This window comes from Chlorogloeopsis sp. ULAP02, from assembly GCF_038404745.2.
Classification (GTDB): Bacteria; Cyanobacteriota; Cyanobacteriia; order Cyanobacteriales; family Nostocaceae; genus Chlorogloeopsis.
The window spans coordinates 1-22,736 of sequence record NZ_JAYKTT020000084.1; the positions used below are offsets into that span (position 1 = coordinate 1).

General features: G+C 39.0%; 21 protein-coding genes and 1 other RNA gene. 8 read left to right on the plus strand and 14 right to left on the minus strand.

The annotated features are described in order from the left end of the window. Positions 1-80: 80 nt before the first annotated feature. The 9 genes from U2718_RS30705 to U2718_RS30745 all read right to left on the minus strand — a co-directional run bounded on the left by U2718_RS30705 (position 81) and on the right by U2718_RS30745 (position 7,540). On the minus strand, positions 81-446 hold the full coding sequence (locus U2718_RS30705; protein WP_341993932.1) for a phage holin family protein: 366 nt from the start codon (positions 444-446) through the stop codon (positions 81-83). A gap of 262 nt (positions 447-708) precedes the next feature. Next, positions 709-993: a hypothetical protein gene (locus tag U2718_RS30710; RefSeq protein ID WP_341993931.1), complete on the minus strand. Its 285-nt coding sequence runs from the start codon at positions 991-993 to the stop codon at positions 709-711. A 169-nt stretch (positions 994-1,162) separates the two neighbouring features. Then, positions 1,163-1,450: a hypothetical protein gene (locus U2718_RS30715; RefSeq protein WP_341993930.1), complete on the minus strand. Its 288-nt coding sequence runs from the start codon at positions 1,448-1,450 to the stop codon at positions 1,163-1,165. A gap of 281 nt (positions 1,451-1,731) precedes the next feature. Next, entirely contained in the window at positions 1,732-2,643 is a 912-nt protein-coding gene (locus U2718_RS30720) for a peptidoglycan-binding protein (protein WP_411813395.1), read from the minus strand. Positions 2,644-2,741: 98 nt separating this feature from the next. Next, positions 2,742-4,031: a pitrilysin family protein gene (locus tag U2718_RS30725; RefSeq protein ID WP_341993928.1), complete on the minus strand. Its 1,290-nt coding sequence runs from the start codon at positions 4,029-4,031 to the stop codon at positions 2,742-2,744. A gap of 276 nt (positions 4,032-4,307) precedes the next feature. Continuing rightward, complete coding sequence (locus tag U2718_RS30730; RefSeq protein ID WP_341993927.1) at positions 4,308-5,558, minus strand: pitrilysin family protein; 1,251 nt, start codon at positions 5,556-5,558, stop codon at positions 4,308-4,310. Positions 5,559-5,852: 294 nt separating this feature from the next. After that, positions 5,853-6,037: non-coding RNA, 6S RNA (ssrS, locus tag U2718_RS30735), on the minus strand. Positions 6,038-6,096: 59 nt separating this feature from the next. Beyond that, complete coding sequence (locus tag U2718_RS30740) at positions 6,097-7,287, minus strand: 5-(carboxyamino)imidazole ribonucleotide synthase (RefSeq protein ID WP_341993926.1); 1,191 nt, start codon at positions 7,285-7,287, stop codon at positions 6,097-6,099. Positions 7,288-7,387: 100 nt separating this feature from the next. After that, positions 7,388-7,540 carry a hypothetical protein gene (locus U2718_RS30745; RefSeq protein WP_341993925.1) on the minus strand — a complete coding sequence of 51 codons (153 nt, stop codon included), beginning with the start codon at positions 7,538-7,540 and terminating at the stop codon, positions 7,388-7,390. 1,228 nt (positions 7,541-8,768) lie between these two features. Between U2718_RS30745 and U2718_RS30750 the strand changes: the two genes are divergently transcribed. Together U2718_RS30750 and U2718_RS30755 are read left to right on the plus strand one after the other, a co-directional pair. After that, complete coding sequence (locus U2718_RS30750) at positions 8,769-9,416, plus strand: Crp/Fnr family transcriptional regulator (protein WP_341993924.1); 648 nt, start codon at positions 8,769-8,771, stop codon at positions 9,414-9,416. Positions 9,417-9,531: 115 nt separating this feature from the next. After that, complete coding sequence (locus U2718_RS30755) at positions 9,532-11,157, plus strand: iron uptake porin (RefSeq protein ID WP_341993922.1); 1,626 nt, start codon at positions 9,532-9,534, stop codon at positions 11,155-11,157. Positions 11,158-11,232: 75 nt separating this feature from the next. Here the strand turns inward: U2718_RS30755 and U2718_RS30760 are convergent, their stop codons facing one another. Next, positions 11,233-11,481, minus strand: a complete 249-nt coding sequence (locus U2718_RS30760) for a hypothetical protein (protein ID WP_341993921.1) — start codon at positions 11,479-11,481, stop codon at positions 11,233-11,235. Positions 11,482-11,688: 207 nt separating this feature from the next. Here U2718_RS30760 and U2718_RS30765 point away from each other — a divergent pair, with 207 nt between their 5' ends. Next, entirely contained in the window at positions 11,689-12,294 is a 606-nt protein-coding gene (locus U2718_RS30765; protein WP_341993920.1) for a DUF3318 domain-containing protein, read from the plus strand. An 11-nt stretch (positions 12,295-12,305) separates the two neighbouring features. Here U2718_RS30765 and U2718_RS30770 read toward each other — a convergent pair whose 3' ends face one another. Then, on the minus strand, positions 12,306-14,081 hold the full coding sequence (locus U2718_RS30770) for a glycosyltransferase (RefSeq protein ID WP_341993919.1): 1,776 nt from the start codon (positions 14,079-14,081) through the stop codon (positions 12,306-12,308). 94 nt (positions 14,082-14,175) lie between these two features. Next, complete coding sequence (locus U2718_RS30775; RefSeq protein WP_341993918.1) at positions 14,176-15,420, minus strand: glycosyltransferase; 1,245 nt, start codon at positions 15,418-15,420, stop codon at positions 14,176-14,178. 732 nt (positions 15,421-16,152) lie between these two features. Between U2718_RS30775 and cofH the strand changes: the two genes are divergently transcribed. Together cofH and dapF are read left to right on the plus strand one after the other, a co-directional pair. After that, positions 16,153-17,298: a 7,8-didemethyl-8-hydroxy-5-deazariboflavin synthase subunit CofH gene (gene cofH, locus U2718_RS30780; RefSeq protein WP_341993917.1), complete on the plus strand. Its 1,146-nt coding sequence runs from the start codon at positions 16,153-16,155 to the stop codon at positions 17,296-17,298. Beyond that, positions 17,295-18,167: a diaminopimelate epimerase gene (dapF, locus tag U2718_RS30785; protein WP_341993916.1), complete on the plus strand. Its 873-nt coding sequence runs from the start codon at positions 17,295-17,297 to the stop codon at positions 18,165-18,167. Before cofH ends, dapF begins: the two co-directional genes overlap by 4 nt. On the opposite strand, the gene U2718_RS30790 is transcribed toward dapF, so the two are convergent. Next, complete coding sequence (locus tag U2718_RS30790) at positions 18,132-19,199, minus strand: site-2 protease family protein (RefSeq protein WP_341993915.1); 1,068 nt, start codon at positions 19,197-19,199, stop codon at positions 18,132-18,134. The two genes, dapF and U2718_RS30790, sit on opposite strands and share 36 nt — an antisense overlap. A gap of 354 nt (positions 19,200-19,553) precedes the next feature. Next, positions 19,554-19,991: a GNAT family N-acetyltransferase gene (locus tag U2718_RS30795; RefSeq protein ID WP_341993914.1), complete on the minus strand. Its 438-nt coding sequence runs from the start codon at positions 19,989-19,991 to the stop codon at positions 19,554-19,556. Between the two features lie 111 nt (positions 19,992-20,102). Between U2718_RS30795 and U2718_RS30800 the strand changes: the two genes are divergently transcribed. From U2718_RS30800 to U2718_RS30810, 3 genes are all read left to right on the plus strand, one after another. Further along, complete coding sequence (locus tag U2718_RS30800; protein WP_341993913.1) at positions 20,103-20,255, plus strand: hypothetical protein; 153 nt, start codon at positions 20,103-20,105, stop codon at positions 20,253-20,255. A 363-nt stretch (positions 20,256-20,618) separates the two neighbouring features. Next, positions 20,619-20,873, plus strand: a complete 255-nt coding sequence (locus U2718_RS30805) for a hypothetical protein (protein ID WP_341993912.1) — start codon at positions 20,619-20,621, stop codon at positions 20,871-20,873. Between the two features lie 285 nt (positions 20,874-21,158). Beyond that, positions 21,159-22,601 carry an ATP-dependent DNA helicase RecQ gene (locus tag U2718_RS30810; RefSeq protein WP_341993911.1) on the plus strand — a complete coding sequence of 481 codons (1,443 nt, stop codon included), beginning with the start codon at positions 21,159-21,161 and terminating at the stop codon, positions 22,599-22,601. Positions 22,602-22,736 lie beyond the last annotated feature (135 nt).

A 22,736-nucleotide genomic window follows, 5' to 3' on the forward strand; every position in this document is an offset into this window, starting at 1 on the left:
CTAGTACGGGCGGGTTTATTTAGATATTTCGGCATTCTAGAGAGATTGTTGTAAAAACCCGCCCTTACAACTAATACTTTCTACTCAACTGCTCTCAGAAAATAGTTGATTGTACTAGAAATAATTGATAGTACAATTGAACCTAATAAAGCAGCTATGGGGCCTTCGATCACAAAACCATAACTGGGAGTGAGGTAGCTTGCTAGCCACAAAGCAAAACCGTTAATGACGAATGTAAACAAACCAAAGGTCAATAATGTAATAGGAAATGCCAATATTTTCAAAACTGGACGAATAATGGCATTAACAATACCAATTACAGCAGCAGCAACAAGGGCTGTACCAAAATTATCTACTCTGAAACCAATGTTGAAGCTTTGAAGGATATAGGCAGTTATTAGCAGCGCTATTGCTGCGCCTAGCCAAGTTAATAAAAAATTTTTCATAGATTCAATATTTAGAATTATTGATTTGTCTCCTTGAATTCAGAATATTCCTACAAGTTTTATTTCTGACTTTTTCAGTAGTAAAATTTAATACCTATTTCCAGAAATAATATTGCACTCAGGTAAAGTTTAAGTAGACTTACTCAACTTAATATTCACTATCATACCTGCGTTGGTTCACTTTTAAAAAGCTATTTTTCTGGTGTCTATAATATATTTAATTTAACCTACTTTTATTTATTGCAAACTTCATTTTTATCGTTTAAGTACTAGCATTTAACCATACCTCAATCAGATGTATTACAAAGAAGGCAGCTATGCTGAGGGCAGTAGACGCGGTAGGCGCAAAGCGACTTCCGTTCAGCGAAGCTGTTCCCGAAGGGTAGGTACGGCGTATCCCTTGGTAGGTAGAAGGTGAAATACCAATAATAACTTTAGTTCTGGGTTTAAAGCCCAGTAAAAATAAACATGTTTTTCGAGTGTATGCGTTGCACGAAGAAAAACAACGTCCTTGTTTCAATCCCACTATGAGTAAGGGTGGGATCATAGCTGCCCTCTGTCTTTATACTTCTGCCTTCTGAAACTCATCCTATTGAAATTTGTGTTTGTGGTTCTTTTGTTGATAGGGAAGGAATGAATTAAAGACGAAGACTATTTCCCTAATGAAACTTCATCTTCGGAAAATAGACTTTTTCAAACTAACAACAATAGTGATGTTAACCTGCTGTACGACCAATAATTCCCATTTGGCGATCAACAACATTCTCATCTTGATCTCCAGTAGAAGGATCGGGAAATGGTACATCAACATTGTTAGATTCATGAAGAGAATCATTTAAATCTGGTTCACCAGACTCACTCAACTCTGGATATTGAATAGCTGGAGTACCTACATTTGAATAATCAGCACGTGAAGTATCAGAGCCTGCATCTGGAGTGAGTTCACCACTACCATGTTGTGTCGCCCCTGGTGTACTGGGGTTGTAATATTCTTTGGGATTCATGTTCTTTCTCCAATTCCAAGTTTAAACAATGAACAAAATACAGTTTTCCCAATACAGTTTCACTTAAGCCTACAGGGCGGCTTCCCGTAGAGTAGCCTGATGCTATTAGAACCAAAGTCTGCCTTCGCAGCCTTTGTCTGTTTAGCCGCAACTTTTCAGGTGTCGGCTATCTGCAACTGTATTGACTTTTAACCGACAGAATTTTTCTGTAGGCTTTTAACATTGTTCAAATTGGCTTGAAACTTCTCATCAATCTCAAGGGATAAACTCGCGCCCAAAGCCTAATGCCGTTGCAGTAAAACTTCCCAGGTTGCACCACCAACTACACCATCAGCTTCAATACCGTAGCGTTTTTGCAGTGCGATCGCTGCCGCTTCAGTAGCTTTACCAAAGTTGCCATCAATATCACCTTTAAGTAAGCCCTGTCTTTTCAAGATTTTTTGCAATTTTACAACTTCAGAACCACGCATTCCCAGACGCAAAATCGGGAATCCTTCTGGTGTGTATTGAATTCCAGGAGTTTGCTGAGAGCGAGGAGTGGGTTGAACAAAAGGAGTTGATTGAGAAGGGCGATTACCTGGCTGGGAACGACTTGTTTGTTGCCTATGAGTGGACGATGATTGTAATTTGGGTTTATTTTGTGAATTAGTGGGTGTAGTTTGCTGAGGTGGTTTTGCAGGTTTTGGCTCAGAAGTGGTAGCAACTGTTTTAGGAGTATTTACACTTTGAGTCGAAATAGGAAAGTTGTTTGGTGGATTGGATGAAGAAGTTGGTGTTAAGACAATTTCGCTAGGGAAAAGTCTTTGCCAGGTATTGACATCAACGATGCCGTTTGGATTTAAACCTGCTGCTTGTTGAAATTGAGAAACAGCCCCAGCAGTAATTTTGTTATAAATTCCGTCAACTGTACCTGTGTAAAAGCCCAAAAGTTTCAATGCTGCTTGAAGTTCAGATACAGGTTGCCCTTGGCTACCTAGTTGCAGGGTAGGGCGATAGATATTATCTTGAGCTATTACCGGAGCAATTTGTTGTGGTGTCTGTGCGAGTGATACTACAGCCGAGGTGCTAAAGAGTAAAGGTACAGAAGTATACAGTATTATTTCACTACTTAAGAATTTTGACCTGTACTTTGCTTCTAATATCCAGCATTTCACAAATGGTTTTAGTGAACTAACCTTCGTGCTACCTTTCATGGAACAATGCCCCTCGTATCAGTAAATACGGGTATAGCACGCGATCGCGAAAGTTGTTTAGATTTTGGGTAACAAATGTACATAAAAGCCGCGACTCGTTAATGCCGCTCGTCCGTTAGAAGTATTGCACTTTCTAGTGCTTCTTCTTGCCCAACTAAAGACACATACGGTTCCTGTAAATACCGAGATGCAACTGCCATTGCATCGGCAGCACTCACATTGGCAATAAGTTCTTGAAATTCTTGATCAAATTCAACTCCTAAACCCAAAATTTCATACCAACCATATATCTGAGCAATCTGAGTATTGGTTTGTTTCCCCAAAGCGTACTGTCCTAAAATTTTGTTTTTGGCTGATTGCAGTGCGTCTTCTGTAAGTGGAGTAGTAAACAGTAAATCAACTTCTGTCCACAAACCAGATAGAGCTTTTTTGGTATTTTCTGGAGCCGTACCCATGTAGACTACAAATGTTGCAGGAAATAAGCGTGTAGGGTAAAAAGCAGATACTTCGTAAGCTAAACCCTGCTTTTCTCGTAACTCCACAAACAGGCGACTGGAAAGTCCATTTCCTAAGTATGTAGATAATAGTTTCAAAGCAGCATAGTCAGAAGAATTTACGGCGGCTCCAAAATAGCCCAACATAACAATTGACTGTTGGGTTTGTTGAGGTGAAACCACTGCTTGTGGTTGCACATTTGGATCGGGTAAATAAAGTTTTGCTAGTGGTGTATTAGGAGTTGACCAATCACCGAAGACTGATTCTACCACTGCAACTGCATCTTCTGGTGTGATTCGACCAGCAATACTAATTACCACATTATCCGGACGGAAATAAGTTTGGTGAAATTGTACCAAATCCTTACGAGTCAGACGACTCATCGTTGATTCGTCTCCTAGCGCTGACATAGCATAGGGATGCTCTTGGTACATTACCTGCCGCAATTGATCGAAGGCGATGGTGAATGGATGTTCTTTTTGGGAGCGAATATCTTGTAGAGCGATTCGTCGTTCTAGCTCCACTTCCATTTCTGGAAAAGTAGGCGATCGCAAAATTCGCCCCGCTAATGCCAAAATGTCTGCAAAATCCGATGTTACTGTCTTCAAAGACATTAAAAAATAATCAGCCGCTGTATCCGCGCTCAAACTTGCTCCGACAGACTCTACACGTTCAGCAATTTCTAAACTCGAAAGTCCATCACATCCTTTTGTTAGTACTGCCGACAGCAAATGTGCTAATCCTGCCTGCTGCTGCTTTTCATAAGCACTACCGACACGAATAAAAATTCGTGCTGCAATGATATCTGCTGTTGGGTTTTCTGATAGGAGTAGCACTATGCCATTGCTGAGTACAGTGCGATGAATATGGGGCTTTTGCAGGGAGGTTGTCATCGATCAGTAGTAGATAGTAGTTAGTAGATAGTGGGGGCGGGTTGGGCTGATGATTTTCGGGCTGAAAAAGACAATTTGTCTTCTGAACCCGCCCGTACAGTAGATAGTAGTTAGTAGATAGTAGGGGCGGGTTGGGCTGATGATTTTTGGGCTAAAAAAGACAATTTGTCTTCTAAACCCGCCCGTACAGTAGATAGTAGTTGTTTGCTTAGTCCTTATCACTACCGCTACCCATTACCCACTAACTACCCCGCAGTGCTGGCTCACCACTAACCATTACCACTCATAAGGTGTAAGTATTGTAACTGCGTAATGGTTGGGTGAGAGATAATCTTTTGCTAATTGTTGCAGTTCCTGGACGTCAAAAGACTTGATTTTTTCTGGATATGTCACCGCTACTTCTGCTTGGGCAATTGTGTTGTAGTAACCATAAAGCCCTGCAAGTTGATTTGGTGTTTCTGTAGAAAATGCAAAATCATTGCACAGCAACCTCTGAGCGCGAGCTAGTTCGCGATCGCTCACACCATTACTCAACAAATCATTCAAATGGAGACGAATTAAAGACTCGACTTGCTCCAAATTTTCTGGCTCTAACCAGGCAGTAATTGTAAATAAACTTGATTCGCTTTGTAAAGAAAAATTACTGCAAATTCCCTGTACCAATTGCTGTTCTTCTCGCAAGTCTCGCACTAAGCGTGAAGTTCGCCCTTCTGCTAGTATTACCGACAATAAATCTAAGCCGTATGCTTTGCGAATTTGTTCTACTCCAGGGCCAGTCCATCCTATCATTAACCGTGCTTGTTCTAGCCGAGGCAAACACAACTCTTGACGGCGAATTCCTGCTATGATCGGTTGTGCAAATTCCTGATTGTGCGGGTAGTCATAGCCGCGTTCTGCGAAATTATCAAATGTACGACTGACTAATTCAAATGCTGGTTTTTCGGCAATTCCTCCAACAATCACTACTGTCATGTTCTCTGGCTGGTAGTGAGTGCGGTGAAAACAACGCATTGTCTCTGGTGAATGCTGCATCAATTCTTGTTCTGTACCCAATACTGAACGCCCGTAAGGATGATGTTGGTAAATACTTTGAATCAAGGTTTGAAATCCAATCCAATCTGGATCGTCTTGGCAAGAACGAATTTCCTCTAGTACTACATCCCGTTCGCGGCTGAATTCATCTTCTGGTATTGCCGCATTTTGTAGTAGTTCTCCCAGATAAGGTAAAGTCTCCTCTAGGAAAGGGGTAGCTGTGGTTATGCAGTAATGGGCGTAATCATAGCTTGTTGCGGCATTTGTGATTCCACCCCAGTTTTCAATTTTTTGATCGAAGATTCCGGGTGAGAGATTTGCTGTGCCTTTAAAGATCATATGCTCTAAAAAGTGAGCCATCCCAAACCACTGTTGCGGCTCTACCTTAGCACCAGCGCGTACCCAAACATCCGCTACAACGACAGGAGTGTTAGGTATTTCTTGATGAATAAACGTTAAACCATTATCTAGTCTGAAAACCGAGGCTGGAAACACAGTTATAAATTAGTTTATGTAACAAATTTCTTGAACTTGAAGCATTGATGATTGCAATTTTGGGATTCTAACTCTTGTGTCCAGACAAATTAGAATCAATTGATACATATTCTGCCTTGATAGGGTTTTTTGTGGTTAAACTGAAAATTATTCAGAGATAGAATTTGCATATCAACATACCTCAAAATAGTTGCGAATACTTATTTTTTATTTTTAACTTTTACTACCAATATATAATTATTTTTAATAATTAAAGCTCCCAAGTCTAATTTGACTTTAGGAGCTAATAGTTTTTAGTTCACCGCAACGCCGTTTTACCTAAGTTTTTGACCTGGAATAACCAGGTGGGTACCGATTTTCTTCGTTTAAAGTTTCCGGGTACATAGCCACGGTCTACTGCCACGAAAAATGTTGGTTCCCTTAACTTTCAAGTCATAGATCACAAAACTTGTTGGCAGTCACCAACGTTGCAGTGGAATAAACTCATTATAGCTTTCAAAAATAATGTTGTGCGTGCAAATTAGATTTTTTTGTGGATTTAATTTGAGTACCAGATATTTTCTATAGTGCGAGCGATCGCCATTGCTTCATTACGATTTTTGTGGTTTAACAAAACGTTGACGTGTCCCAGCTTTCGACCGGGACGCGATGGTGTTTTACCGTACCAATGGACGATGGTTTGAGGGATTTGTTCTATTTTTTGACGCTTAACTATATAGTTACTTGTAGATGTTTCGTAACCTAGCAAGTTTATCATAATAGCATATGAGCAAATCAGATTAGAATTGCCCAAAGGCAAATCACAAACAGTTCTTAAATGCTGTTCAAATTGGGAGGTTTCACAGGCATCAACAGAAAAGTGTCCAGAGTTGTGAGTACGGGGTGCGATTTCATTCACCAATACTTTGTTTGCGTCTGTGAGAAACAGTTCAATCCCAAAAACCCCAACTGCTTCTAAACTACTCAGGATAACACGGGCTATTTCATTAATTTCTGCTGCTAGTTGTGGAGAAATTTCGGCTGGCGCGAACACCCGCCGACATACTTGTTCTTCTTGTTGAGTTTCTACGATTGGGTAAATCGCTACTTTTCCATCTACAGAACGTGCTGCAATCACTGCTAGTTCTCTTGTAAATGGAATAAACTCTTCTAATAAAAAAACCGAATTGGTTAAGAATGTGTTTTCAGGGGTTGCAGTCGCTAATTTTTGTTGTAAATCCTCTGCATCTTTAATAATGAAAGTGCCTTGTCCATCATAACCATGACGGCGAGCTTTCAAAACTACCGGAAAATCCAAATTATGAAGGGCTAAAAACTCATAAATACTGTTGCTTCCAACTCTTAGTTCCTGACTTCCAACTTGATCGACAGTAAAGAACTTAGGAACAGGTAGCCCCAAATTGCGTAAATAGCAGCGCTGGTGGTATTTATCTAAAAGGGGAGCCAATGCTTCTAGGCTAGGACGAAAGCATACACCCTGCTTTGCCAATAGTGATAAAGCTTCTAGATTAACAAATTCATTTTCAAATGTAATCACATCACACTTACTGGCTAGAATTGCTGTAGCTGCGGCATCAGCAACTGGGGCAAAAACAGTATCGTGAGCGATCGCCACGGCTGGATCGTTGGCGCTGGGAGTTTGGACTATTAATTCCACTTCTAGTTTGTTTGCAGCACTTGCCATCATCCAAGCAAGTTGTCCACCACCAATTACACCAACACGTTTCATTTACACCCCAATAAACTTACCGAGCAACATTTCTGTATGAATTTTCGCTCTACTGTTTTTTCTACAGTACTTAAGCCTATCACCACTCTAGCAGAAGCTTTCATGGCGATTGCAATTTCAAGGATGTGATTCCGTTGGATTGTTTACCACCACAGTGCGATCGCCAGAGTACAAACTCTGAGGTAAAACCGCGATCAACGGATTTACTTAGAAGCATTATGCGAATATCTGCGATCGCAGATTGAGTAGGCATTAAAGATCATACTTTGGATTAATTTAAAGTCATTTGCGCCTAAAAACCCCTAACTACCGTTTCTTAATCTTCACCAGAAGTAACTTACTTACATAGACTCTATATCTAGAAAATCTTGACACTAATAATACTTGTATTAATTAATGCTTAAATACTAAATCTTCAGACAATAGATTGCATTGTTAGATCGTAACTATATTTATTCAGGGATAGCAATCATATTGTTATACCGAGAACTAAGATTATATATTTTTTAACTTGTAATTATTACTTACTTATCAGTAAATCTTTGTATCAAATATAACTCTTAGTTCATGAAACTTAAAATTAAATTTTAAATCCCATATCTCTAAATTTTAGAAATTAAACTAAGTACATATAAGCAGAAAACTCTTAACCAAAAAGATTCTATTTATTATTTCGTATTGCTAAATTAGACTCTATCTAAACGATAGATTATAACAATAATTAAATGCTTATTACATATGTATTTATCTATATATAAATAAAACCTACTATCAATAAGCTTTTGACTTCAAAAAATAAATTGTCAAAAGCTCTACACATATGGAGATTTGGATAATTCTGTCAAACTTCTACTAGCTCCAATTATCTGGCTAAAGTATCGTCCCACCAGAACAGAAACTTTCAAATCAACTTTTCCTACTTAACTTAGGATTTTAGTAAAAATTAACAAATACTTAAGCATTTAGTGGCATTAATTACTTAGCTTTACTACTAATTGCTAGTAAACTTTTAATAACTTATTTCTTTCAAAGTATCAAATTTAGCTGACAATAGTTTCCAAGGTATTAAATTTGTCCAACAACCTAGTCCAACAACATATATTACATTTATGCAATTGTCTCATTTCTTGAAACATTCATATAACAATTCTTACACAAGCTTACACTGTCAATAGTTTTATAAATCACCCGTACAAGTGGTTGCTTTTTATACCAGTATAAGCTTGAATTTGATGTATTTAATCTCAGGGTTGGTGTGTATGAGTATTTCATTTGATTTATTTATCGTAGCTTACGATAAATTTTTCTACTTTGACATCTACCTTTCGGTTGAGATTAATCATCAGCAAAGCCTGACAATTTCTAAATTCTCCTGTATGAGTTGAGTCATAATTCAGCACTCATAACAAACCAATAAGAGATTTTAGATAACTTTAACCTATCAATAACGTACTTCTACTATTATCAATTCCTACCTACTAATGATGTATCCTACCAGTCGTACACAACATTCAGCTACTTCATATAACTCTGGCTTATCTGGTACTTTACCCCAAAGGTTATTCACTCGCCGAGAGGTTATTCCAGCACGCAATGATGTATTGTGGCGAATCGAGCGTGGAGCAGTCAGGACATTAACCTGGAGTGAAGATGGAACTTTCATTACTTTGGGATATTGGGGGCCAGGAGATTTGATTGGTTATCCCTTATCTAAAGTGAAACCTTACCAAATTGAGTGCCTGACAAGTGTGGAGGTAAGCTTATTGCCTCCTCATATGTGGAATCAAGATGTTAACAGTTTAATAACCCATATTCAACAGGCAGAAGAGCTTTTGAGTATTGTACATCGAAAACCAATATACTTGCGTTTGTGGCAGTTTTTGGTTTGGCTGAGTGAAAAATTTGGTCGGAATGTAGATCAAGGGATACTCATCGACCTCAATGTTACTCATCAAGAGATGGCAGAAGTACTGAATACAACTAGAGTGACTGTAACTCGCCTTCTGCAACAGTTTGAGGAAGAAGGTAATCTTTTACGTCACAAACGTAGAATGATTCTACGTTTACCTAATGAAGGATTTAAAAACAATGAAAAAATGCAAAAAAGTCCATTAAATAGCTTGCATTAACTACCCCTGATCTTGGTACAATTGTCTTTGAAATTGTGGCTAAATTTCCAAAAAATAAAATTATTCTGTAAATTTAGCCATGATTAACTCAGTAGGTGTGAGTGAGATAAACACAATGACAAAGTTATTCTGGAACTGGTTAAAGCTAAGTCCAGTTGTATTTGCAACAGCTCTATTTACTGCTAATAGCGCCTTCGCTGGAGAAGTAAAGCAAGACTTAAACCAAGATGCGACCTCTGTAACCCAGTTGTCTCAGAGTTCTAGCGGCAACAACGTGGGCCAGGTAACATCAGTTTCTCAGTTTTCTGACGTGCAACCAACAGACTGGGCATTTCAGGCATTGCAGTCTTTGGTTGAGCGCTACGGTTGTATTGCAGGTTATCCAAATGGTACGTATCGTGGTAACCGTGCTTTAACCCGCTATGAATTTGCCGCAGGTTTGAATGCTTGTTTAGACCGGGTTAACGAATTGATTGCTACAGCGACAGCTGATTTAGTAACTAAAGAAGACCTGGCTACTTTACAGCGTTTACAAGAAGAATTCTCTGCAGAATTGGCTACATTGCGTGGTCGTGTCGATGCCTTGGAAGCTCGCACTGCTGAGTTGGAAGCAAATCAGTTTTCTACTACAACTAAGTTGGTTGGGGAAGCGATTTTCAACGTGGGAGGAGCCTTCGGAGATGAGAAGGCTAACGGTACTGGCGATGATGTAGACGATAATATAACCTTCTCTAACCGAGTTCGTTTAAGCTTGAACACCAGCTTTACCGGTAGTGATCAGTTGCAAACCCGTTTACAGGCTGGTAACATGACCAATTTCGGTACGGCAGCGGGTACTAACATGGCTCGTTTGGGGTATGACAATAACACTGGCAACAACAACGTTGAAATCGATAAGCTTAACTACGCTTTCAACCTCAGTGACGCCATTCGTGTTAAAGTTGACGCTAACAATGGTGAGTACTACGAAAACGTTAATAACTTTAACCCCGACTTTGCTAGCTCAGGAAGAGGTGCTCTTTCCCGCTACGGTCGCTTTAGCCCCATCTATCGTCAAGGTCAGGGTGGTGCAGGTATAACTCTAACCTTCAATCCCAAAGGTTCATTATCTGGATCTGTGGGTTATTTAGCTGGTGGACGTACTAACGACGCTAGCAGCCCTCTTGCTGGAGAAGGTTTGTTTGATGGTAACTACTCTGCCCTTGCTCAGATAGCCTTCCAACCTAGTGAGTCATTTAATATCGGTCTGACTTACGTGCGCACTTACCAAAATAGCCAGGGTGGTGTAAACCTGTTTGAATCCACTGGTAGCACTTTTGCTAGCCAACCATTTGGTGCTGTTGCGACTTCTTCTAACAACTACGGCGCACAAGTTAACTTTAGAGCTAGTTCTAAGTTGGCTATTGGTGGTTGGGTAGGTTACAGTACAGCAGAAGCTGAGGCTGGGCCTGATGCAGATGCAGATATTTGGTATTGGATGGCTAATTTAGCTTTAAGAGACTTTGGCAAACAAGGAAATCTACTCGGTATTTTCTTTGGTCAACCACCTAAAGTTACCAGCAACGATATTGGCGCTCGCGAAGATGATGGCACTTCTTATCACCTAGAAGCGCTTTATCGCTACCAGCTTACTGACAATATTGCTGTTACTCCTGGTGTGTTGGTTATCTTCAATCCTGAGCATAACGACAACAACGACACTGTGTATGTAGGTACACTTCGTACCACCTTCACTTTCTAAAACCGTTACAAGTTAATACAACTAAAAGCCCGCCAAATGGCGGGCTTTTATTTACAACATCAGAAGCTAATTTGACTATTGACTTGTAAGCTTGGTTGGAGGGCGATCGCTACTCCAAGCCCACCAGGCACAATTACAGTTACATTGATAGAATTCTTGCCATTTGCGACGGTAATCTTCTGTAATTACAGGTGAGCGGCGATTTATCCACACTTGCACAGCTTCTCGGCTGCTGGCATGGCAATTAGGACAACAAAATTCACGAGCATGAATTGCCTGGTGTGTCCATTCTGGCGAGGTGGGAGCAAAAGCTTCTATAGTCATTAGTCAATAGTTATTAGTCATTAGTATTATACTTGTACCTTGAAACTCAATCGGCTGAGTATTGTAAATATCCTCAGCACAGATTAGAAGATTCATGTAAATTAAAATTTGATAACAGATTAATAGTTAAGTAAGCAAATATAAATAAGCGTAAAATACTAATCAAAAAAAGTTTGTCAGAAAATAGATTTTTCTTTCTACGTTAATATGGAACCGACAGTTGAAATTCACCGTTTGTTCGATCTAATGCCAGCTTCGGCTAGGATGATGAATAAAATTATTAGTAAGCCGGAGCAAGCAAAGGTGATTGATACTTCCTTTCCATTGCCTTGGAACTGGGAGCGACTTATATGTATAAATTTCGATTTGTGGCGTCGATTGAATAAGTCGCAACGCGATTTATTGCTATTGCAAACTGTTAGCTGGTTGACAGCAGTGAAGTGGTTTAAGCCTGATATTTATCAAGTTATCGCGCTGGCTGGACTGTTGGGCGGAGTAGTTGAATTTTTACAAACAGATGCGCTAGGTGTAGTTATAGCTGGTGGACTGACTACTTTAGCTGGATTTCGCATTACTGCCATTAACCGCTCTCAACAATTACAGTTAAACGCAGATGAAACTGCCATTGAAGTGGCGCAACGTCGGGGTTACTCGAAAGTTGAAGCAGCACAACATCTTTTATCTGCTATTGAGGCAGTTGCAAAAATTGAGGGAAATGCTGCTTTAGATTTTACTGAATTAATTCGTTGCCAAAATTTGCGGGCGATCGCTGGTTTATCATCAATTGGTGTTCCTAATGGCTATGACAATTAATTTTTGAGCGCCTAAGGACAATGATAAAGTTTATACTTGTAACCATTAATTGCCGGAAAAGCTCGTGTTTCGACAGCACAATTTTTTACTTCCTCTGGTTCAGCAGCAAAAAAGTTCACCAACCATAAATCCAAAGGACGTGGCAATCCCTTTAAAGTATTTTGGAGAGCAATAGTAGAAGTATTGGAGTTTTGATCTTGATGGGCGAGTAGGAAAAGAGCAGAAGCAGAGAGAGTATTCTGAAGTTTAAATTCTCTGGCTACCCCCATCATTTCGCCGATTTGTACGTGTGTTTTTTGCGTAGTAGCAATCAGTACTGGTACCTGAGATGTTTTTTGAATTAGTTGCACAAATAAGTCTGGACGATAATATTTCTGATAACCTAAATCACAAATAACTGTGATTGCACTTAGTAATCCCATGATCCAGATCACTACCACACTGACTTTCCCATGGATTCCCCAGTTCTCCTTTTTCAATCCAGGATGCCAACAAATTGCCAAACTTGCTCCTAGTAAAACTATTACAGCAGGAAAGTAAACAAAGTTATAACGAGCGCCCCGTGTCAAGTCAATATTTAGAAAATAGGTAAAGAGAAAGAATAAAGCGATCGCTCCAACAACAACACCAGCTAAAACTTGGGTTGTCAAACGGGTTTGTGGTTGCACAAGCTGTACCCTCAAGCCACGCCATAGAATCGGTGTTGCCCAAATTAGAAAAATTAGCATTACCAGCCCCGATGCGATCGCCACAGCTAGGTTTGATGATTCAACTGGTAGTAAACAAAACATCGTCACCCAAGCAGCCAAAGCTTGAAAAATTGGACTAATCCAAGCTATGCCAACGCGATCGCTTTGAATCCAGTCCACTAACCTATCACCGTAAGTATTTTGTAAAAACACTGGTAACCAAACTATACCTGCTACAGCCGTACCAACAGCAACTGCATAAATACGTAGCCAAGGAGGAGAGAGTAAAGACGCAAAGAGGGGAAGACGCGGTGACGCATTTTTATCAGACGCGGAGAGAGAAACATTCCCCACCTCCCCACCTCCCCACCTCCCCATGTCCTCTTCATTCTGTTGCCAAGCCAAAAAAATTAAAACCATAGCTTCAGTGCAGAGGGTAAGGGTGAAGAAGTAATGAGTAGCAATACCCAAAGCATTAATTACGATCCACAAGAATGATAACCATATAGGTAATTGAATCCGATTGTGGATGTGACGGGTGGCTACTACCAAGCAAGTGAGGGAAGCAATTACCCATAGAATTGCCAAAGTATAATGGCGGGCTTCTTGTGCCAAAAAAATGCCATAAGGTGAGACTGCCATCATCGCAGCAGCTAAATGGCTGATTAAACGGGAACGAAAGGCAACCCAACTCAAAGCATAAATAGCAGGGATAGATAATGCACCAAAAATAGCAGCCAGCGATCGCGCTCCCCACAAAGAAACTAAACCAGCTTGGGTGGGAAAAAGTTTCATCCATAGATGAGTGAGAACAAAGTATAAAGGGGGATGATTACTTTCGCTAAATAAATTTGCCAATACGTCTTGAATACTTGCGGTGGGTTGGGGTTGCAGGGGTTGTAAGAGAATATCGATAGTTATTGGTTCATTTAACGGTACTGGCAAAAAACTATTTCCCAAACTGAATACTAAAGTAGAAAATTCATCTGTCCAAGGTGGCTTTGCTGTCAAGTTGATTAAGCGTAAACCAATAGCGATGACAAGCCAAATCAACAGCAGAAACAAGTTAAGCCAACGCGGGGATAGTGGAGCTGTCATAGCTGTGTCATCAACACATATAATTTGGACATCAGACGTTACATTTTAGATGAAAGTTCAATCCAAAATTGCACATTGGCACATTGTGTTTTAACTATTTCACTTGTGTGACGCGCCAACTCAGTTTGAGGTTAACCCAAAAGTTCCAGACAGTGGCAGCTGCGATCGCAATCAGGTTAGCAATGTAGCGATTAGGAATAATGAAATTAAACACTAGATTTAAAACCAGCACGTTCAACACCAACCCTGCAAGGCAAATAATGTTGAATTTCAAAAATCGCTTCAGGCGCTGATGCCATTGTTTTTGCTGCATCGCGACATCAGCAAATGTCCAAGCATCATTCCACAAAAAATTATTGAAAATTGCAATTTCACCAGCAATGATTTTACTGCGAGTTAGAGGTAATCCCAAAGTAGTTGGATCGCTGAGTAAGTAAAGTACTGCCATATCTACAAATACCCCACTTAGTCCCACCAAACCAAAACGGATAAATCTACCAATAGGAAAACCACTGTTTATACTGAATCTTCTGATTTGCAAAGTGGAAAGACGCAACCGCAATAAATGGTGGATGTAGTCTAAATACTGCTTCCAAGTTACTTTGCTTTCACCCTCTTTACGCTCACAAAACACATAGCCAACTTCGGCAATTTGCTTGATATCACCTCGCCCAATTACCTCTAGCAAAACTTTATACCCTACGGGATTGAGCTTTACATTGGCGATCGCACTTCGCCGCACAAGAAAATAACCGCTCATTGGATCTGAAACTCTACCTAATACTCTTGGTAGAATAATCAATCCCAACAATTGAGCACCACGGGACAAAAAACGCCTGATAAAACTCCAACTACTTACTCCACCCCCTTCCACATGACGACTAGCTACTGCCAAATCAGCTCCTTGTTGAATTGCGCTCAAAAGTTGCAACAATACATGGGGTGGATGCTGTAAATCACCGTCAATTACTCCTAAAACTCTTCCTTGTGCTGCTTGCCAGCCCCGAATTATAGCCGAAGAAAGTCCTCGCTCATGCTGGCGTCGCATCACCCGTAGCTGTGGGTATTCTGCAATTAGAGATAGAGCCAATTGCCAAGTACCATCCGGACTATCATCATCTACTACAATCAATTCGTAGTTTCCAGGAATAATTTCATCCAAAATCTGGCTTAATATCCTGACAATTTTGTTGATGTTAGCAGCCTCGTTATAGGTTGGTACTACCAGAGAAAAGCTCAATAGACTGCTAGCTTTATCCGAGATAGCAGCAGGCAATTCGGAAATCTGCAAATCTCCTGATGGTACTGGTAGTAATAAATTAGGTTGCTTAATACTCATGGAGTAAGATTGTAGTTGCGAATTGATTCAATAAAAATTTTTAGTAAACTTAGTTTGTTTATATACAAAAATATTATTAATTCTATAATTTTGATTATTTTACGTGATTAGACGCTGATTTTATCACTATATTAGTTACTTTTAAATTAAATATATTTATAATTCTCTAAATATTTACAAGCATTTGTTGTCAGAAACAAAAAGAGTTAGAAATTAGAAAATGCAAATGTAAAATTTAGCTGTAATGGTCGTCAAATTATAAACCAAAGCGAAGCTGTAAAGTTTAATAAAAGCTATCATCTTTAAGAGCTAGGCTACATTTGCTAACATCCACAATCATTAATTCTGTACACAATTCATAATCACTAAGTTGTTTTTATTTATACTCTTAGTTTAATAACAAAAAATGAACGGTTTTTAGAGGTAAAGTTGAGATAAATATTTATAGGCAATATTGTGGGGAAACACAAGATAACTCTTTACAGTATTTATATGACGCTTACTTAGTTACAAATAGTACAGAACACTGAACAAGATAGATAGCAAAAGAAATACTGGAGTCAATTGTACAGTCACTTTTGTAGATTACAGGCAATAGCAAGCCAAAGCAAAGAAAAATTATCTTTGTGTTTGGGAGTCTGTTCTCTACTGTTTTGGCAAAGAAGTATAATTTAATTAATAGATAAATTATCAATCAAATTAAATTCATCTCTTAACATTTCGGCTTTAAATGTGATAGATACCACTGTTGATGCAATTCTTGACCGTGTACTGCTTGGATACAATTTATCTCCCGAAGAGGGAGTGGTGTTATTAAGACAGACTAATCAAAAAGCGATCGCCGCCATCCGTACTACAGCTGATATCTTGCGTCAAAGACAAGTAGGTGAGACTGTTACCTACGTCATCAACCGTAACATCAATTTTACAAATATCTGTGAGCAGCACTGTAGTTTCTGCGCTTTCCGACGGGATAAAGGCGAGGAGGGTGCTTACTGGTTAGATTGGATGCAAATTTTTGAGAAGACAAAAGACGCAGAACAGCGAAGTGCAACAGAAATCTGTATGCAAGGGGGATTAAATCCCCAAGCAAAAATCAGTGGCCAATCTTTGCCTTATTATCTCAAGCTAATCGAAACAATCAAGCAAGAGTTTCCTCATTTGCATCTGCACGCTTTTTCTCCTCAAGAAGTACAATTCATAGCTAGAACAGATGGGTTGACGTATGCTGAGGTGATAACTGCTTTGCGAGATGCTGGTGTAGATTCCATGCCAGGAACAGCAGCTGAGGTTTTAGACGATGAAGTCAGGCGTATCCTATGTCCAGAAAAAATTGATACAGCAACCTGGTTAGAAATTGTGGGTACGGCTCACAAATTAGGTTTGTATACCACTAGTACAATGCTGTCGGGGCATATAGAAACACCAGAACAACAAATTCGACACCTAGAAAAATTGCGATCGCTCCAACAAACTGCCATCAATCGAGAATATCCAGCCCGGATTACTGAGTTTATTTTATTACCATTTGTTGGGCAAGAAGCGCCCAAGCCATTACGCCGTCGTGTTGGGCGTGATCAGCCTGTGTTAGGTGATGCACTTTTACTCACTGCTGTGGCAAGAATTTACTTAGGAAACTGGATTACTAATCATCAACCAAGTTGGGTAAAACTAGGACTTGTGGGTGCGACTGAAGCCTTAAATTGGGGCTGTAACGATATCGGTGGTACATTAATGGAAGAACATATCACCACAATGGCGGGTGCAGTTGGTGGTACCTGCATGGAAGTTGAAACCTTACAAGCAGCGATCGCTTCCTTAGGAAGACCTTATCAGCAACGGGATACTCTTTACCAGATCGTAAAGCATAACGAATGAAGTTTTACAAATATCACGCTCTTGGAAATGACTATTTGGTATTAGATCCTAAAGATTTTTCCTTTCCCTTAAATCCAGAGATAACTAGGGTTATTTGCGATCGCAATTTTGGGGTTGGATCTGATGGTATATTATTAGGGCCATTTCCATCTGACATCGCACAGTTTGCATTACGTATTTATAATCCTGATGGCAGTGAAGCAGAAAAAAGTGGCAATGGATTGCGGATATTTTCTCGCTACTTATGGGATAGAAAACTTGTTGGCAAACAACCATTCTCAATTCAAACCTTAGGTGGATTGGTTCAATCGGTAGTAAAAGACGCTGGGAGAACTGTTCAGGTAGAAATGGGAAAAGTTAGTTTTTGGAGCGATGAAATCCCAGTTGTAGGCGATCGCAGAGAAGTGATTCAAGAGGAGATTAATTGTGGTGATCGAACATTTTCCTTTTGTGCTGCCACAATTGGAAATCCACATTGCGTGATTCCTCTAAGCGAAATTACGCCAGCGATCGCAAAAAAGTACGGGCAAGTTTTAGAGGTTCATCCTTTGTTTCCAAATCGTACCAATGTTCAGTTCATGAAAGTATTGAAGCGAAACAGTATCCAAATTGAAATATGGGAACGCGGTGCTGGTTACACCCTAGCATCAGGTAGTAGTAGCAGTGCAGCAGCGGCAGTAGCATATAAACTCGGTTTGTGTGATTCCTCAATTACTGTGCAAATGCCTGGTGGATTGATTTGGATAGAAGTCAGTAACGATTTTATGATTTTAATGAGGGGTTCTGTAACAAAAGTAGCTGAAGGAGAAATGTCAGCAGAATTGTTTGATGGACTAGATAAAAGAATTAATTTCTCTTTGTATTCTTAATATAATTTGGTGCAGAGTGGGGCTACCAGCGCCAACTTGTTTAGCCTTTTTTAGCCAAGTTTTTGCCTGCTCTTGATTACCCAAAAAGTAATCTGCTTTAGCAATATAGCAACAACTAACTACTATATCGATAGTATCATTGCCTGCTTCTGTTAAAGGTAAAAGCATTTCTTTACCTTCATTATATCTACCTAATTCTATCAGAATAGAACCTCTAGTTCCTTGCACTGTCTTGATATCATTAGCTAACAAAAGTGCTTGTTCTGACCATTTATCAGCTTGTTGTAGATATTTATTTTCTCCATGATTTATAACAATAGAAGCTAAAATATCGATAATATAAACTTTATCTCTTTTAATAAAATTAGAATTATTTAAAAGTAACTCCAGTAATTCAACTGCATCATCAAAATTTTGTCTATTAATTTGAGCTTGTGCTTTAAATAAAACTTGTAAGCTTTTTAAATCATTATTGAAGAAAATTTCTGAAGAATTATCTTGTTTGGATGCGTATCTTGATAATCCTAACAATTTTTGAATAAATTGCTGATTGCTTTTAGTCAAAGCATCTATTACTTGTTTACCGTCACTTCCAACTGTGATACCGTACTGTCTAGCTTCTAATGGTAGAATATTAAAAATAAATAGTAAAAATTCTACATGAGCTAAAAAATTTATATTTTCTATATAACTTAAATCAACTAAATTGTAACTATAGTATTCATAAATTTTAGTAAGTATGAAAAAAAGAATAAGATTAACAATTGGCCCACCTAAATACATAAGTATAAGTTTATGTTTGAGCCACTTTAGTTCTAAATTGGAGATATAAGTTATACCGCCACCAGGAATACTTGCAAACTCAATTACAGAATTAAATAGCTTAAATTGCAAGATTTTTTTGCCCATTCCTATTTTGACAAGATATGGATTAAAACCTACTATCTTAGCTGTAAAAAAATGTCCCATCTCATGGCAAAAAATTGAAAAGTAAAGCCATATAAAAAGAATTAAAATAAATTCTAATTGCATATTTAAATTGCAATCTTGCTATAAAGACACTGCTTAGGAAGGTAATAAATATATTCTTCCTTTATTAGTATTCCCAACCAATCAATGTTTATTATCAGTACAAATACGACTTTTAAATAAAACTTTCATTTTGACTACAACAATAGTGTCAAAAATAGTAAGTGGGCGATACAAATTCCACGTATATGAATAAATATAAATTATTTGTAGAGTGTGTTATTGACGGTAGTCCTAACGCACCAAAAATCTGGGATAGTGCGGTGCTTAATTACAACACACCCTACCCTTAACTTGTCTTTACATCGTCTGTAGAGAAACCTAATGTCTGCTGTATACTTTTGGCGATCGCCTATCTTAGTGCTGATAGGCATGAACATTTAAACGCATCATAATTCTTTCTGGTTCCGTCAAATTTTTAAAGCCATAGCGGCGGTAAAGCCCATGAGCATCCTTTGTTCCTAACAGCCACCTTTGCACATCTTGCAGTTCCGAATATTCCAAAATAAACTCAACAAACCATTTTCCTAAACCCTGTCCGCGATAAGGCTCTAATATGAAAACATCTTTTAATAACGCAGAAGTTGCGTAGTCAGTAATGACTCTGGCAAAACCAACTTGTTTGTTGCTTTCATATAAACCGAAACATAAAGAATTTTGAATTGCCTTTTCTACAACTGCTAATGGTATATTCTCAGCCCAATAAGAATTTTTTAAAAAAGCATGAATCATTCTTGTATCTAATTTGGTTTGATCGGTGCTGATATAAAACTTATGTTGTAATTCTTCTTTCATGTTGTTGTAGCATTTTTAGATCAAGATTTATGAGAAATAATTATAATTTACTGGCTTGCCAAAACGAACTTGAAATCTTCGAGGCACAAACTGATAAAAGTACTGAAATGGATGAAAGTACGTATTCTGCTTCCTACTACTGTTCGATTTCGTTTCGGGCTTGGCACAGATGTGGGAACAGTACAGCATCAATGCAAACGTTACTTATATGAAGGATGGACAACAGCAGAGTGGTTTATAGAAGGATTATGCATACGCATCTAGTAGTTATTCGGTAGTAGGTGTGCTTACACATTCGTTATGATTCTGACCAAATATTCTCCTTGCAGTCGATTGGCACAAATGCGATCGCTATACTCCGAGATCATGGCATAAATTTTCTGTACTAAAAAATACTCTTCAGTTCTGAAAGGCTTTCACCTTTATGCTCAAAAATAATCTGTTAAAAACAGCGATTTTTTGACTGTTGCTGTCATTTGCTTCTCCTGTTTTAGCAGCAGAAACCGATCCTCTTTACATACAGCAGTATGTAGAAAATTCCTATTATGGCGCTGCTTTTATTGGTAGTGGTTAGATCGATGACTTATATAGTATGGGACACTTTCGCCTTACCCATTAAATAAAATAATGTGGTTAAATTTTGCAAATCAGCCTAGTAATCCCAATGCACGTGAATGGCTTGAGCTTGGCGCTGGAAAGGGCTATACGTCTACTTCTATTCCCAATCGATTAGTCTGGGTTGCTGAAATAGATGCACCAAACCGTTTAGAATTACCTCAAAAAGGTGGGCAAAGAGTAAAGTTTAGAAAGTCTAAAATTCTTATAACGGTTGACGGTGAAACAGGCGCTCGCTTAGGTACAGATATTTTTGAATTACCTTAAAATAATTGTTGTAATTCCTCACATTTACAAGGCTCTATAATGAGAAACCACTGGTTGAGCTTCTTAAAAGTGAAAAAATGCCTTGAACTTTTCCACTACGCAATTGTTACTGGTACAAAAAGTCAATAAACTCATTTCAGTGAAAATTTGAATAAATGCGATCGCACTCTTCTGCGATCGCTTTTTATACATTTATCAAAATTCTATAAACAACCGATAAAACTACTGAACCAGTAACTCAACAGCAGAGGATATATTCAAAATCAAGCCCACCTGGTATTGCTTATGAATAACTCTGCACCTACATCTTGGAATGAAGTTCGGGCTGCATTTCAAAAAATCTGGGGTTACGAAGATTTCCGTCCACCACAGGGAGAAATTATCCGCTGTTTATTGGCGAAAAAAGACGCTCTAATTATTATGCCTACAGGTGGGGGTAAATCAATTTGCTTTCAACTTCCAGCCTTATTACAAACAGGATTAACTTTGGTAGTTTCACCCTTGGTAGCATTGATGGAAAACCAAGTGCAAGAACTACGCGATCGCAATTTAAATGCAGAGTTATTACACAGCGAATTGTCTTCTTTCCAACGGCGACAAATTCTCAAGGCTTTGGAACAACAAAAGCTGAGATTACTCTACTTATCACCCGAAACTTTACTCAGCAAGCCAGTGTGGGAAAGATTATCTCAGCCGGAACTTGCAATTAATGGTTTAATTTTGGATGAAGCGCATTGCTTAGTGCAGTGGGGAGAGACATTTCGACCAGCTTATCGAAGAATTGGGGCAGTGCGACCAGCACTGCTAAAATTCAAACCACCGGGAACAAAAATAGTACTAGCTGCTTTTACCGCCACCGCAGATCCTCTCGCCCAAAAAATTATCCAAGAAATTTTACAATTACATCAACCAACAATTTTCCGTTTAAATCCTTATCGCTCCAATCTTAGCCCCACAGTCCAGATAATTTGGACACCACGAGGCAGAAAGCAAAAATTATTAAAATTTATCCAACAAAGACAGCAAACAGCAGGATTAGTTTACGTCCGCAGCAGACGAGATAGTGAGGACTTAGCTGTATGGCTGCAAGCAATGGGTTATGCCACATCTAGTTACCATGCGGGATTGAGCGCAGATGAACGCCGCGCCGTAGAAAGTGATTGGTTAGGAGGAAAAATACCTTTTGTAGTTTGTACCTCTGCCTTCGGTATGGGGATAAACAAGCCAGATTGCCGTTGGGTAATTCACCTTCACGCACCTTTATTACTATCAGAATACGTGCAGGAAATAGGACGCGCCGGGCGGGATGGGAAACCAGCCCAAGCATTAACGCTAATAAGTGAACCGACAGGGTGGTTAGATCCAACAGATAAACAAAGACAGAAATTTTTTGAAGAAAAAGTGCGATCGCAACAACTACAAGCACGACGATTTATCAACAAACTACCAAAAACAGGGGAAGTGGACGCAATAGCCCGACAATTTCCCGATGGTGCTATTACTCTTTCTCTCTTACACAGTTACGGTCAACTAGAGTGGATTGACCCTTTCCATTACACAATTGTTAGTAGTCCAAAAAGTAACTCAGTTACACAACTCCAAACAGCTACACAGATGAATAAATACCTCAATAGCAACCAGTGCCGCTGGCAATTTTTATTATCTGCTTTTGGTTTTGAAAAACAAGCAGCTAATTGGCGCTGTGGTCATTGCGATAATTGTCAATAGTCCTTAGCTAATGACTATATTCACGTTTAATGTGAATTAGCCTAACTCACCTTGAGTCGCACCAAATCTATAGATTGATTGCAAGATCCAAATTTATGATCTGACGACCACCGATAAACACAGATGCACATGGAT